Source organism: Prevotella pectinovora, assembly GCF_041323955.1.
Lineage (GTDB): Bacteria > Bacteroidota > Bacteroidia > Bacteroidales > Bacteroidaceae > Prevotella > Prevotella pectinovora.
This window is the reverse complement of sequence record NZ_JBGLIV010000001.1, coordinates 2095242-2108734: the sequence shown is the minus strand read 5'-3', so window position 1 is coordinate 2108734 and position 13493 is coordinate 2095242. Positions and strand designations below refer to the sequence as shown.

At 50.8% G+C, this 13493-nt stretch carries 12 protein-coding genes; 2 read left to right on the top strand and 10 right to left on the bottom strand.

Going from position 1 to position 13493, the window contains the following annotated elements; translation table 11 throughout:
- Positions 1 to 44: 44 nt before the first annotated feature.
- The 8 genes from ACDC99_RS08320 to ACDC99_RS08285 form a co-directional block, all read right to left on the bottom strand.
- Positions 45 to 1673: an FHA domain-containing protein gene (locus ACDC99_RS08320; protein ID WP_022316086.1), complete on the bottom strand. Its 1629-nt coding sequence runs from the start codon at positions 1671 to 1673 to the stop codon at positions 45 to 47.
- 61 nt (positions 1674 to 1734) lie between these two features.
- On the bottom strand, positions 1735 to 2379 hold the full coding sequence (locus tag ACDC99_RS08315; protein WP_370756551.1) for an FHA domain-containing protein: 645 nt from the start codon (positions 2377 to 2379) through the stop codon (positions 1735 to 1737).
- An 8-nt stretch (positions 2380 to 2387) separates the two neighbouring features.
- Positions 2388 to 3392 (bottom strand): PP2C family protein-serine/threonine phosphatase, encoded by a 1005-nt coding sequence (locus tag ACDC99_RS08310; RefSeq protein WP_278839969.1) that lies wholly within the window; start codon positions 3390 to 3392, stop codon positions 2388 to 2390.
- Positions 3392 to 4399, bottom strand: coding sequence for a serine/threonine protein kinase (locus ACDC99_RS08305; RefSeq protein WP_022316089.1), 1008 nt, complete (start codon positions 4397 to 4399; stop codon positions 3392 to 3394). The genes ACDC99_RS08310 and ACDC99_RS08305 overlap by 1 nt, the downstream gene beginning before the upstream one ends.
- Positions 4399 to 5154: an FHA domain-containing protein gene (locus tag ACDC99_RS08300; RefSeq protein ID WP_044079328.1), complete on the bottom strand. Its 756-nt coding sequence runs from the start codon at positions 5152 to 5154 to the stop codon at positions 4399 to 4401. Before ACDC99_RS08300 ends, ACDC99_RS08305 begins: the two co-directional genes overlap by 1 nt.
- 593 nt (positions 5155 to 5747) lie before the next feature.
- Positions 5748 to 6887: an OmpA family protein gene (locus tag ACDC99_RS08295; protein ID WP_022316092.1), complete on the bottom strand. Its 1140-nt coding sequence runs from the start codon at positions 6885 to 6887 to the stop codon at positions 5748 to 5750.
- Positions 6888 to 7170: 283 nt separating this feature from the next.
- The gene (rpsO, locus tag ACDC99_RS08290) at positions 7171 to 7440 is read right to left on the bottom strand and encodes a 30S ribosomal protein S15 (RefSeq protein ID WP_022316094.1); all 270 of its coding nucleotides are present in this window, start codon (positions 7438 to 7440) and stop codon (positions 7171 to 7173) included.
- 190 nt (positions 7441 to 7630) lie between these two features.
- Positions 7631 to 8329, bottom strand: a complete 699-nt coding sequence (locus ACDC99_RS08285) for a porin family protein (RefSeq protein WP_278841273.1) — start codon at positions 8327 to 8329, stop codon at positions 7631 to 7633.
- Between the two features lie 166 nt (positions 8330 to 8495).
- Between ACDC99_RS08285 and typA the strand changes: the two genes are divergently transcribed.
- Together typA and ACDC99_RS08275 are read left to right on the top strand one after the other, a co-directional pair.
- Positions 8496 to 10298, top strand: a complete 1803-nt coding sequence (gene typA, locus ACDC99_RS08280; protein ID WP_308008285.1) for a translational GTPase TypA — start codon at positions 8496 to 8498, stop codon at positions 10296 to 10298.
- A 213-nt stretch (positions 10299 to 10511) separates the two neighbouring features.
- Positions 10512 to 11816 carry an MATE family efflux transporter gene (locus tag ACDC99_RS08275; protein WP_303222803.1) on the top strand — a complete coding sequence of 435 codons (1305 nt, stop codon included), beginning with the start codon at positions 10512 to 10514 and terminating at the stop codon, positions 11814 to 11816.
- Positions 11817 to 11995: 179 nt separating this feature from the next.
- Here the strand turns inward: ACDC99_RS08275 and ACDC99_RS08270 are convergent, their stop codons facing one another.
- Together ACDC99_RS08270 and ACDC99_RS08265 are read right to left on the bottom strand one after the other, a co-directional pair.
- Positions 11996 to 12475, bottom strand: coding sequence for an S-ribosylhomocysteine lyase (locus tag ACDC99_RS08270; RefSeq protein WP_022316098.1), 480 nt, complete (start codon positions 12473 to 12475; stop codon positions 11996 to 11998).
- A 100-nt stretch (positions 12476 to 12575) separates the two neighbouring features.
- On the bottom strand, positions 12576 to 13259 hold the full coding sequence (locus ACDC99_RS08265) for a 5'-methylthioadenosine/adenosylhomocysteine nucleosidase (RefSeq protein ID WP_022316099.1): 684 nt from the start codon (positions 13257 to 13259) through the stop codon (positions 12576 to 12578).
- Between the last annotated feature and the right edge of the window lie 234 nt (positions 13260 to 13493).

Below are 13493 nucleotides of genomic sequence, written 5' to 3'. Positions count from 1 at the left end.
ACTGCCAGAGCCAGTATTATAACAGCCGAATTACCGTTAGGGACCTATTTCACCACGTGAGGGTTCTCCACGAGCTCCTTCACGAATTTCGCCTTTATGCCATAGTTGAAGCCCTGGGATACCGATACTCCGGAGTTGAGCACTCCCACGAGCATTCCCTTCTTGTTGAAGATAGGAGATCCGCTGGCACCTCCGAAGGATGCGGCGTCGAATCCGAAGCTGAACTCTGTAGGCATCTGTGTGATGCTTCCGCCACGTGCCAGCACCTGTATGCCTTTTTCAGAGTCGGTCTTCTGAAGACTGATTCCGAATGGGAAACCGATGGTGTAGATGTGTGTGCCTACGGTGAGGTCGTTGTCGTTCACGTCCATAGAGTCCTTCAGGTTGATGAATGTGCTGCCGTGAGGCAGTTCACCCTTGTCAGACTGTATGAGAGCCACGTCCACATTCGTGTCGTCGCCGGCAGAGAGCACTCTGCATCGGATGAGGTTCTCCACTGAGAAATACTTGGCCTGTGGGATGATGCTGATGCCATCGTTCACGCCGGTTACTTTCACCATGGTGGTGTATGCCTGCAGACCGTCGGCAGACTTCATCTGTATGTTGTTCATGAACTCTTTGTTTGTAGCCATTGCCGAGAGCTGTGTCTTTATCTTCATCTCAAGTTCGCTTACCGACGTGTCGAAGAGCCAAGGCTTCACGACATGCAGATTGGTGACGAGCTGTCCGTCCTGCGAGACGAAGAATCCCGTGGCGAAACTTGTGCGGTTGAGGATGTACTCCTGTATGGCGGATATGTCCTCAGCACCCACGAAGTAGTAGTTTGCAGTGACGAGCACTACGGCCTTGTTTGCCCACGACTTGTAGTTGATGCTGTTTATCTCTTCCTGTGAGATGGAAGTGGCTCTGCTGATGGGAACCCATTTTGTCGGTATTCCGGCCGACGCAGCAAGGTCGAGGTCGCCGCATGTCACCTCCAGGTGGTTGTTTCCGATTATCATGGCTATGGAAGTGTTGTAGCGTGCATACAGCTCTTCGTCGCTATACTCCTTGCCTCCGCCGAATCCGCCACCGATGAGTTTCATCAGTCCGAATCCTACTCCGACGAGGACTACCAGGCCTGCCACTGCTCCCACGATATATTTCCACGACTCGCTTGGCCATGGCAACTGTGTGGCGAGGTTCACCGGCACTCCGCCGCAGACCACGGCGCTCTTCTTCTTGATGCGGTATGGCGTGTCTTTCGGTATGCGCACACCGTCAACGGTCGTTCCGTTCTTGCTGTGGTCGAAGATATAGAACTTTCCGTCGCGTCCCTGTTTCACTGTGGCGTGATAGCGGCTCACCGTGGCTCCCGTCACCTGTATGTCGTTGTTGAAATGGCTTCCGATGCCGTAGATGCCCTTGTATGCCGAGTTGTCCTCAGGCATCGGCACCTGGTTCCACTGCAGGTCCACGTTGCCGAACGTTATCTTGTCGCCACGTGTCACCTTTGCCGGTGTGCCCGGCTTTATCTGCTGTCCCATCACGAAGGTGCCGTTGTGGCTGCCTCTGTCTTCTATCATCATGTCACCGCTGTCGAGCAGTGTCAGTTCAGCGTGTACCGAGCTTACCATCGGGCTCTGTATGACGATATCACAACTTGCGTCGCGTCCTATTTTCAATATTCTCATAGTGTAGCGTTCTTTTTATTGATTATATAATAATATGTATACTATTGACAGTTGCCTGGCATCAGATTCTCAGTCCGGCAGACTTCTTGTCGTTGTCTTCATTCGTAGTGTCGTTCTTTTTCTGCTGCTTGTCCTTCTTTGCGGCGTCGGCAGCCTTTGAGTCGTTTTTCTTCTGCTGCTTGTCGTCTTTTGCCTGTTGCTTGTTGTCTTTCTTTGTCTGTTTCTTGTCAGCCTTCTGCTCGTCCTTCTTGTTGTCGTCCTTGCTTTCGGCTTTCTCTTCCTTCTGCTTGTCCTCGTCTTTCTGGGTCTTCGTGGTGTCAGCCACGGCAGCAGGTTTCTCCTGCGTTCCGGCAGAGCTGCCGCCGCCCATTGCCGCCTTGATGCCGAATCCGGCTATGGCAATGACTGCAAGCGCCACTACGGCTATGATGGCATACTTTATTGCCTCGCCGCTCTTTGGCACGCGGTTCCAGTCGAGGCGTGCCACGTGGGCGAACGATACGCTGTCTTTGCGTGTTACCGGCACCGGCACATTGGGCGCTATCCTGATGCCGTTGACATAGGTGCCGTTATGGCTCTGGTCAACAATCGTCATCTTTCCCATCGACGTGACGTTGAGGATGGCGTGTCGGCGGCTTATGACATCGGTGCTGTCGTTGATAACGATGTCGCATCCTGTCTCTCTTCCAATAGAATATACTTTCATAGTCAGAATTATTTGTTTTTAGTTATTTTCTTGATGGAGTCGGTGAGGGTAGCCACTGCGGCCTGGCTTTTCTTCACGGAGTCTTTGTATAATGCAATGCTGTCGGCGGTTGCCTTGGTTGCCGCATTGGCGGTGCGATATTGCATCACGTTTGTCATGATGCTTGCCGCGAGTCCCACGAGCATTACGGCGATGATTATTCTTGCTGCTTTGGTCATCTTTGGAGTTAGTTTAGAGTACTTTCTTGTTTCTACGAGGGCAAGCGTAAGGTTGTCGTGTCCGCCTCCGGCGTTGTGTCCCAGATTGTCCACGTGGGTGGCGATGTCGTCGGTCACGGTGGCGAGGCTTACGCTTCTTTTCGACACCAGCTTCAACAGTTCCTTCTCAGGCATCGTGCCGTGTATGCCGTCGGAGCAGAGCATGAAGCGGTCGCCCTTCTCATACGCCACCTCGGCAATTTCAACATCCACCGTTTCGGCGGCGCCGAGAGCCCTCGTTATGATGTTAGACTGTGCAGAGAGGCGTGCCTGCTCCTCTGTTATCACTTTCTGCTTCACCATCTCGAACACCATGGAGTGGTCGAATGTGCGGAACACCTTCCTTCCTCTCCTCAGCTGGTATATGCGGCTGTCGCCCACATGAGCCACGATTGCCGACTGCTTGCCGATTAGGAGCACCGTCGCCGTGGAGCCCATTCCCTTGAGTTGTGGCGTCTGCTTGCCGGCCTCTATAATGGCGTCGTTGGCTCTTCTCACGGCATCGGCAACCACTGTCTTCGGGTCGTCTTTCTCCGAGGCATCCGTTATGGAGTCTACGATTTCCTTCACGGCAATCGTGGATGCAGTCTTTCCGCCCGGTCCGCCTCCCATGCCGTCGCAAACGGTGACGAGGTATCCCAGCCTCGTGTCGTTCCATCCGAACGAGTCCTGGTTTTCGCGTCTTCCTCCGATGCGGCTTTCAGCAAATGCGATGACGTCGGCAGAGCTGTCTGAATATATCTTCTGCAGATCCATTATTGTTGATTTATGATGAACGGTAAAACGATGACCATTGCCATAGCGCAGATGGCGAGGAAGACCATTATCGCGGCAAGAGCCTTGTTCCGCTTTGCCCATTCCATTGTCTTCTCCATCGTTGTAGGCTGGTAGGTGAGAGCCATCGTTATTGCTTGCTTGAATTCTTTCACTGTCTGGAACCTCTTCATCTGGTCCTTCTCTGTTGCTTTCCATATCACCCGCATGAGCTGCGGCGGTATCTTGTCGCTGGGCGGCAGCTTCTCGGATATCTGTGCCGCAAGCGTCTCGGTGTCGTTTCCCTTGTCCATGGGGTTGCTGCCGGTTATCAGCTCGTATAGCGTGATGCCCAGCTCATAGATGTCACTGCGGCCGTTTATGCTCTCGGCACCCGAACTCTCGTCCCTCTTTATCTGTTCGGGCGATGAATATTGCGGTGTGCCGATAAATCCGTATTGCGAGAACTTGTTGCCGCCATTCACCCTTGATATTCCCAGGTCCATGAGTCGCACGTTGTTGCCGTTTTCCACCATGATGTTCGACGGCTTTATGTCGCGGTGTACCACTCCCTTCTGGTGTATGTATGCCAGGGCGTCCATCACCGGCATTATCAGCCGGCAGATTTTCTCGGCGCGGTTGTGAGTGTTGGGGAATGCCGCTACATATTTGTCAGCATCGTCTCCCTGCACATATTTGCTTATAATCCAGATGGGTCCGCGGTCGGGGGCATATTCGCAGTATCCGAGCATCTCCACGAGGTTAGGGTGTCTGAAGGCGAGTGAAGCCTCCTGACGTGCCCTTTGCCTTATCATGGGGTTGTTGGCGAAATAGTCTTTCACTCTCTTTATCGCCACCTTCACTCCGTCGTCGCATCTGAAGCCAAGATACACGTCGCCCATAGCGCCGCTGCCCAATGGCATCTCTGCCGGGTTATAGCAGTACCACACCCCTTCGGCAAAGAGGTATATGTATGCACCACGTTTTAATACAGTCTTCTTAGGTTGCATCACATGGAGATTGTTCCGCCGTGGTTAGGATCGATAGATCCGTCCATTCCTACAGTGCCGTTTGTAGGTTTGTATCCGCTGTTGCCGTATGGGTCGTAGGCTTCGGTGCGTGTCTGTCCGTTGCGGAATGGCGGCACGTCACCGAATTCGTCGCTGTCCTCCTCCGTTGCCACGGCGATGAAGTTAGGGTTCACTCTCAGGTTTGCCTTCTCTGCATCGATGAGGATGAGCAGCAGTTCGTAGTTGTTGCCTATTGTTATGATGTCGCCGTTGTGGCAGGCTTCAGCGTCGAATCCGAGCTGTGTTCCGTTGAGTCTTGTTCCGTTGGTGGATTCCGGGTCTTTGATAGAAGCTATCACGCCTTTGCCCTCCTGCTGTCTCACCACGATTACGGCATGGTTGCCCGACACGGTGCCTTCGGCGAGCTGTATGTCGCAGTCTGCGCTTTGTCCGATAGTGTTGCGGCCAATCTGCAGAGGCCAGAACTCTCCTGCAGCTGTTCTGGAAACAGAGTACAGGAATCCTACAACCGGTTTTCCTGGCTGTATGGTGCGCTGTCTTTGTTGTGGCTGTTCTCCGGAGTTGTTGTCTGGCTGCCGTGTTTCGTTGCCCATCATTCCCGGCACCACGGTGCCTTTTGCTGCCTGGCGTCCGCTTCTGGAATAGAAGCTGTTGCCAAGTCCGCTGTTCATGTTGTTTCCACCCTGTCCGTTGTCTGGTTCGAGACCTTGGATTACTGTTCTGTTCTGAGACATAAGCTATTTGTTTTAAATGAACTCTCGTTAGATTAATTTTTCTGTGCAGTACAACTGTCTTGCACATTTCTTTTTCACATCTACAAATGTACGAAAATTAACAATACAAAAAAAATGGTAAATGTTCCGTTTGTGTGTATTTTGGATTGAACGTGTCGTATCTTGGATTATTCGTACTTAAAAAGTTCGGTAATCTGCATCAGATTTATTTTTATTACTCTCCGGAAAACCTATTGCAGGGCTACATAAGGGCAGACATTTTTATGGTTGGTATTTGTTTTCCAAACAGGCTGGTCGGATCCTTGACAAGGATAGCAAAAACTTCAAGAAATGGGAACGCTGCTTGCCCCGGTTGTAAACGTTGCTTACCCCGGTTGGGTAAGCAGCTTGCCCCGGTTGGGCATAATCAGAGCCAAAAACGTACCCACAATGTTTCATGGAATGAACGTTAGTAAAGGAGATGCAAAAAGCACCATAAGAGCAGACTCCTTTCTGTTGTAGGCGTGGCAGTAGTTATAAAAAAACGAAAGAAGCCTCCCGTCTGCGATGAGACGGAAGGCTTCCTGTTAATTTATGATTTTCAGACGAGCAGATTACTGCTCTGTGATCTGAACTGTTGCACGACGGTTGAATGAGATTGGTGAGAGTGTTTCTACACCACCGTGAGCCTGAGTTGAGATGTTGTCAGCAGGTACGCCCATCTTGATAAGCTCGCCCTTAACGATTTCAGCACGCTTAACAGAGAGCTTCTGGTTGATCTGAGGAGTACCTGTTGCGCTGTCGGCGAAACCTGTAACCATGATCTTAGAGTTGTTAGTCTTGGCGTACTTAGCAAGAGCCTCAACGTTGACGAGGTCCTTAGGATTGGCAACGTCTGTCTTGCCGATGTTGAAGAATACAGATACCGGAGTAGTGATGAACTGCTTGATAGACTCAGGCATTGCAACCTCCTTTGGCTTTTCGTTCAGCATAGCCTTCAGACGTTCGTTCTCTGACTTAGAGTCAGCGAGCTGAGCGTTGAGAGCGTCGATCTGTGACTGAGAGAGAGCCTTGATAGCGTCAACATCTGGCACCTTAGCCCAACCGGTCTTGCCGATGTTGAGAGTGAGACCGAGCTCTGCATAGAGGTAGTTGTCGTGAGAATCCCATCCGCGAGGACCGTTGTTTGCGTGTCCCTCTGAGTAGAAGTCGTTCTCCAGACGGTTCCAACCCAACTCGAGGTTGATGGCAACGCGCTTGTTGATGTTGAACTCGTTGAGCAAACCGATGCTCATACCCATTGCATACATGTCAGAGCTCATGTTGCGTGCAAAGCCTGCACCAGCGAATGGAATACAGTTGTAGACACGCTTAGGGTTGTAGCCGCAGAACATGTTGCTCAGGTTGAAGAGCACCTGCTCCTGTGCGTTCCAGTATTTGAAGCTGTCGCCATTTGCCTTACCCCAGATACCAGACACCTTTGTGCGGAGTCCGAGACCAGGAGTGAACCACTTACCGATAGCTACAGAAGCCTGTGGGTTAGAGCGGAAACTCTTGAGAGGGTTGTTTGATGTGTCGAAACCATGCTCGAGTGAAGAATAGAACGCAGTCCACTGCACTCCCCCCTGTACGAACCAATTACTCCAGAAAGAGTTAGTTGCTACGCTATACTTTTCTGTTGTAGTTTCTGTTTCCTGTGCCATTGAGGTCAGGGAAACGCCGGCTATAGCCAGCATAATTAAGAACTTTTTCATAACCGTATTAATAAATCTAATTCGTTATTTCTATATTTTTGTGAATAAAACTGCCGTTTCCTCCTTTAAATATTGTGATATATGGTGCAAAGTTAATCTTTTTTTTCTAATTACATAACTTTTAGTATGAAAAATGCTATATAAATGTATATTTTTGTGTTTTCTGTTCATCATAAAGCGCTATGGCGACGACAGCAAACATTATGTAGTGGCAACAAAAAATCCCGACAGGCATGTTGCCGATCGGGATTAGTCCTTTTTTGTGCATTCAGCAGCGCGATGATTATCGACGCAGACCGAGAGCCTTGATTATAGTACGATAGCGCTCAATGTCGCGGTCGTAGAGATAATCGAGCAATGCACGACGCTTACCTACCAATTTGGTCAGAGACCTTGCGGTAGTATGATCTTTACGGTTTTTCTTCAGGTGCTCCGTCAAGTGGGAAATACGGTATGAGAACAATGCTATCTGGCTCTCAGCTGAACCAGTATCAGAGTTAGACTTTCCGTACTGTCCAAAGATCTCTTGTTTTTTAGCTTGATCTAAATACATTGTTTTGATTTTGTTAAAATTGTTATTTATATTTGCATAAAGCGGGTGCAAAGGTAAGAATATTATTTTGTTTACAAAGCAAGAGGCCTTGAATATCTTGGTATTTTAATATTCTTTTGCATTTTGGGTCACTGATGCGTACGTATTGCGCCATGGCTTGCGGATTCTGCCGTTTGCCGCCTGTCGTTTTTTACAGAGAGAATCTGTATCCGGCACTAAACGTAAACACGGAGTTCTTGCCATCTATGTTGTCGTAGACCTTTGTCAGTCCGATATTGTAGCGCGCATCGAGAATCACGTTCATGTATTCGTATGATATGCCCACGGGAATGGCAAAATCCACTTTCTTCAGTTTCACGTCACCCTTTATCTTCTTCACGCTCTCCGTAGAGCCCACGCCTGCCTGGTCGCGCACGAAGCTCGCTTCGGTGTATTCCATCTTTCCGTCCACGTTGAATCCCACCTGCACGCCTACTTTCAGTGCGAGGTTGTCTGCCACGTATGCACTTGCCATCAGCGGCACATTCACATAGTCGTGGTGTTGTTTCCAGTCTCTCACTTCGTTCCATTGCTTGGTCGACATGTCGTGTGCCTCCTTTACATCGTCGAATCTTTCGCCCTGTCTGCTGTAGTACGCACCTATGGATGCCGCCAGCATGTCGCAGAACTGGTATTCAAAGTCCACACCGGCCATCAGTCCCGGTTTGTAGTTCGAATGCGTGGCATCGCCGTATGCCGATGCGAGATTGGTGTACACTTTGTCGCCCGTCACCTTGGCTATGGCCACACCCAGTCTTGGGATTATGGAGAAAGTGCCTGCCTTTGGCTGGGCCATTGTTGCCACGACGCCGATAACCAATGATATGGCGGTAAGAAATATTCTTCTCATAGTAACTTGTTTTTTTTGTTTTACCTTTTTTATATAAACGCCCCGATACACTGATTATTGCACGAGTCGTGTTAATAATCTGTTGCTAAATGAAAGAAATGGCATGCGCTTATTTGTCATGTAAATTAAAAACACTACCTTTGCACTCATATTATTAAGGTAAATTATGCAAGATATCAGAAACATTGCGATTATTGCCCACGTAGACCATGGTAAGACTACATTGGTGGACAAGATGATGTTGGCCGGAAACCTCTTCCGTGACGGAAAGGACCTGAGCGGCCAAGTGTTGGATAACAATGATTTGGAACGTGAGCGTGGTATCACCATCCTCTCAAAGAACGTTTCAATTAACTGGAAAGGTACAAAAATCAATATCATAGATACTCCGGGACACTCCGACTTCGGTGGTGAGGTGGAGCGTGTGCTCAATATGGCAGACGGATGTCTGCTTCTCGTCGATGCCTTCGAGGGACCGATGCCACAGACACGTTTCGTATTGCAGAAGGCCCTGCAGATAGGACTCAAGCCAATCGTGGTGGTAAACAAGGTGGACAAGCCAAACTGTCGCCCGGAGGAGGTTTACGAGATGGTGTTCGACCTGATGTTCTCTCTCAATGCCACAGAAGACCAGCTCGACTTCCCCGTTGTATACGGAAGTGCCAAGAACGGCTGGATGAGCGCCGACTACAAGGAGCCAACCGACAACATCGAGTATCTGCTCGACAAGATCGTTGAGGTGATACCGGCTCCGAAGATGCTCGACGGAACACCACAGATGCTCATCACCAGTCTCGACTATTCAAGCTATACAGGCCGTATCGCCGTGGGCCGCGTGCATCGCGGTTCGCTGAAAGACGGTATGAACGTGACCATCGCCCACCGCGACGGTTCTATGGAGAAGACCAAGATCAAGGAGCTCGACACCTTTGAGGGAATGGGACATGCCAAGACGGAAGAGGTGAAGAGCGGCGACATCTGTGCCGTGGTAGGTCTGGAGAATTTCGAGATCGGAGATACCATCTGCGACTTCGAGAACCCTGAGCCACTGCCTCCAATCGCCATCGACGAGCCTACCATGAGTATGCTCTTCACTATCAACGACTCACCGTTCTTCGGCCGCGAAGGAAAGTTCGTTACCAGCCGTCACATCAGCGACAGACTGAAGAAGGAGCTGGAGAAGAACCTCGCCCTGAGAGTGGCTCCTTTTGAGGATTCCACCGACAAGTGGATTGTCAGCGGACGAGGAGTGCTGCATCTCTCGGTACTCATCGAGACCATGCGTCGCGAGGGCTACGAGCTGCAGGTGGGCCAGCCACAGGTTATCTACAAGGAGATAGACGGAGTGAAATGCGAACCTGTCGAGGAGCTCACCATCAACGTGCCGGAGGAATTTGCCAGCAAGATGATTGATATGGTGACACGCCGCAAGGGAGAGATGACATCCATGCAGAACCTCGGCGACCGCGTTGACATCGAGTTCGACATCCCGTCGCGAGGTATCATCGGTCTGCGTACCAACGTGCTCACCGCCTCACAGGGCGAAGCCATCATGGCACACCGCTATAAGGAATACCAGCCGTTCAAGGGCGAAATCACACGTCGTGTAAACGGCAGTATGATAGCCATGGAGACCGGCACGGCATATGCTTACTCTATCGACAAGCTGCAAGACCGCGGTAAGTTCTTCATCGATCCGGGTGAGGAAGTATACGGCGGAGAGGTAGTAGGCGAACATGTTCACGACAACGATCTCGTGGTGAACGTGACCAAGGCAAAGCAGCTCACCAACACGCGTGCCAGCGGTTCCGACGACAAGGCTCGTATCGTGCCACGCACGGTGCTCTCTCTCGAAGAGGCTCTCGAATATATCAAGTGCGACGAGCTCGTGGAGGTGACTCCGAAGAGTATGCGTATGCGCAAGATACTGCTCGACCACTTGGAGCGCAAGCGTTCCAACAAGGAATAAAGCGTTTTCCCATAAAGGAAAAGCGCAGCTGATACCCCGATGACCTATCCAGGTCAAGGCAGCATCAAATATACAGAGGCGTGAAGGAGTTTGAAGAGAGCTTCCGACACGCCTCTTTTTGATGGATACCAACGATGGGCGTTGAATTTATTCTATTCTTCAAATCCATCATACATTGCCACATATCCCAACAACAGAATAATAAAAAAGAAAATGACAGACCTCAACAGACGGATACTCCATATCGCCCTGCCAGCCATCGTGAGCAACATCACCGTGCCTCTGCTCGGACTCATCGATGTGGCGATAGTGGGCCACCTCGGTTCGGCAGCATATATAGGCGCCATCGCCGTGGGCGGAATGATATTCAACGTGATGTATTGGCTGTTCGGATTCCTCCGCATGGGAACGAGCGGCATGACATCACAGGCTCTCGGACAGCGCAACCTCACCGAGGCAGTACGCTTGCTTGTCAGGTCGGTGGGAGTGGCTCTGGCGGTGGCGTTGGTGATGATACTGCTGCAGGTGCCATTGAGGCAGATGGCACTCAGCGTGATGCAGCCCTCTGCGGCAGTGAGAGAGTTTGCCGAAGTTTATTTCGACATTCTGATATGGGGCGCCCCGGCAATGCTCTGTCTCTATAGTCTCACGGGATGGTTTATCGGGATGCAGAATTCCCGAATGCCGATGGTCATAGCGATAACCCAGAATGTGGTCAACATCGTGGCGAGTCTCGGTCTTGTCTTCGGATTGGGAATGAAGGTGGAAGGCGTAGCCCTCGGCACCCTCGTGGCTCAGTATGCCGGATTCCTCATGGCGGTGGTGATGTGGGTAGTGGCGTATGGCAGACTGTGGAAGCATTTCCAGTCAGAAGCCCTCTTCGCATGGCGTTCGATGAAAGGTTTTCTTGGAGTAAACCGCGACATTTTCCTGCGCACTCTCTGTCTCATCAGCGTGATGCTCTTCTTTACCTCCGCCGGGTCATGGCAGGGCGAGACGGTGCTTGCCGTCAACACGCTGCTGATGCAGTTTTATATGATATTCTCATATTTCATGGACGGTTTCGCCTATGCCGGCGAGGCGATAAGCGGCAAATACTACGGTGCCGGTAACAGATCGGGACTGCAGCAGTCTGTGCGCAACCTCTTCGGGTGGGGAGCTGCGATGACCGTGATATTCACCTTATTATATATAATAGGAGGCGACGCGTTCCTGTCGCTCCTCACCGACGACCATACTGTGGTGGCAGCAGCCCATGGATATTCATTCTGGGCATCGTTGGTACCGCTTTTGGGAATGGCGGCATTCATCTGGGACGGAGTCTTCATCGGCTGCACCAAGACCCGCGGCATGCTCCTCTCGATGTTCTTCTCGGCAGCCACGTTCTTCACGGTGTATTATTCCCTGCGTTCCTCCCTTGCCAACCACGCCCTCTGGATTGCCTTCCTCGCCTATATGGCGATGAGAGGCGTTGCCCAGACCCTGCTGTGGAAGAGAGAGATGAAGCGAGTGGAGTAATTAACCCTGATCGGTCATTAGGATAAAAACAAAGGGCTGACACTTCGTTAGTGAAGTGTCAGCCCTTATGACTGATTTGGGGATATACTATGAAAGGGGGAGCTTGTTAGAGTCTGAATGTGATTGGCAGAGCGTATAGCGTTCTCACAGGTTTGCCGTTCCCTTGTGTCCGCAGCAGTTTAGTTCTGCGGATACACCAGGTTCTCTTCCTTAATATTGCGTAGTGTTTCGAGATATTTCTTCGATTCCCAGCGTGCCATTGGCAGGTCGTGCAGGAGCCAGTTGCCGCAGTCCTTCGGCGCAGCGCCCGGTATGTCACCTTCGAATCCGGCAACAAACTGGAACGTGCGTTTCATCAGTTCCACGATATCCTTCGATTCGTAGTCGCCGCGGATGAGCAGGTAGTTTCCGGTGAGGCATCCCATCGGTCCCCAATATATGATGCGGTCTTTCCACTCCTCGTCGTTGCGCAGATATGTGGCTGCCAGATGCTCTATGGTGTGCAGCGCTCCGGCGTGTAGAGCCGGTTCGCGGTTAGGCGCCTTCATGCGAATGTCGAATGTCGTTACCACTTCGCCGCCCACCTCGTCTTTGCGAGATACGTAGATGCCCGGCAGCAACAGTTCGTGATTGATGGTGAAACTTGGAATCTTCTTCATAGTGATTACTGTATTTTTTAATGTTGTGGATATTCAGTTCTGCTTTTGTCAGGGGGGCACCGTCATAGCGGCAATCCTCCTTACGAATATATTCAGATTGTCAGATGCTCTGCAGGAAATGCTTTGTCACGTTGAACGATCCCTCGGCGAGGCGCGCCCAGAAATCGAAATACTGCGAAGCCTTGTTGTCCTTCAGCGGTATGTCGCTGATGATTCTGAAGCTGATGAACGGCACGTGGTATATGTGGCATGTCTGTGCTATCGAGCAGCTCTCCATGTCCACAGCCTTTGCATTCGGGAAATGCTCCAAGATGCCCCCCATCTTCTCCTTGCTGTCAACGAACCATTCTCCACTCACTATCAGTCCGCCATGCACCGGAGTGTCGCCGCCAGCCGCCAGTGCTTTCTCCACGAGTTCCTTGGGAGCCTGGAATTTTGCCGGCATGCCGATAATCTGTCCGTATTCGCATTCGTCGCCACAGTAAGCGTCGTGGTATACATATTCCGTGCCCACCACCACGTCGGTGACGTTCATTTCCACGTCGGCGCCACCAGCCACGCCGGTAGAAATCACGAGGTCGGGAGCGTAGCGGTCAATCATCTCCACCGCTCCGATAGTACTGTTCACCTTTCCTATGCCGCATTTCTGTAGAATGATCTCTTTGTCTCCGATGCGTCCGGTCACGAAGTCTTTGTGGTGGAACCTTTCCACCGTGGTGTCGCTCAGTAGAGTCTTCAGCTGTACGAACTCCTTGTCCATGGCGACGATAATTCCTATTTTCATATACTGTTTCCTTTTTAATCTTTTTGCAAAGGTAATGCAAATCGAGTGGAGAACGAAATGAATTCCTTCATTTCTTATCCCGAGATGCCGCTTAGCTTATTATTTAAAGGTAATCATAGCCCGTTGGCGGAATTAGATTAGTGCATACTTAATCCTAATGTCAGTTTGTGTTAAACCCAAATCGGTCATTAGGACGTTTAAAGTGTAATTTTAATAACTGCTTGCAGTCTTTTG

Excerpts from the sequence above, each read along its gene's own strand:
- ACDC99_RS08315 (WP_370756551.1), bottom strand. The coding sequence starts at position 2,379 with ATGAAAGTATATTCTATTGGAAGAGAGACAGGATGCGACATCGTTATC.
- ACDC99_RS08265 (WP_022316099.1), bottom strand. The coding sequence starts at position 13,259 with ATGAAAATAGGAATTATCGTCGCCATGGACAAGGAGTTCGTACAGCTG.
- ACDC99_RS08275 (WP_303222803.1), top strand. The coding sequence starts at position 10,512 with ATGACAGACCTCAACAGACGGATACTCCATATCGCCCTGCCAGCCATC.
- ACDC99_RS08310 (WP_278839969.1), bottom strand. The coding sequence starts at position 3,392 with ATGGATCTGCAGAAGATATATTCAGACAGCTCTGCCGACGTCATCGCA.
- ACDC99_RS08305 (WP_022316089.1), bottom strand. The coding sequence starts at position 4,399 with ATGCAACCTAAGAAGACTGTATTAAAACGTGGTGCATACATATACCTC.
- ACDC99_RS08300 (WP_044079328.1), bottom strand. The coding sequence starts at position 5,154 with ATGTCTCAGAACAGAACAGTAATCCAAGGTCTCGAACCAGACAACGGA.
- ACDC99_RS08295 (WP_022316092.1), bottom strand. The coding sequence starts at position 6,887 with ATGAAAAAGTTCTTAATTATGCTGGCTATAGCCGGCGTTTCCCTGACC.
- ACDC99_RS08285 (WP_278841273.1), bottom strand. The coding sequence starts at position 8,329 with ATGAGAAGAATATTTCTTACCGCCATATCATTGGTTATCGGCGTCGTG.
- typA (WP_308008285.1), top strand. The coding sequence starts at position 8,496 with ATGCAAGATATCAGAAACATTGCGATTATTGCCCACGTAGACCATGGT.
- ACDC99_RS08270 (WP_022316098.1), bottom strand. The coding sequence starts at position 12,475 with ATGAAGAAGATTCCAAGTTTCACCATCAATCACGAACTGTTGCTGCCG.
- rpsO (WP_022316094.1), bottom strand. The coding sequence starts at position 7,440 with ATGTATTTAGATCAAGCTAAAAAACAAGAGATCTTTGGACAGTACGGA.
- ACDC99_RS08320 (WP_022316086.1), bottom strand. The coding sequence starts at position 1,673 with ATGAGAATATTGAAAATAGGACGCGACGCAAGTTGTGATATCGTCATA.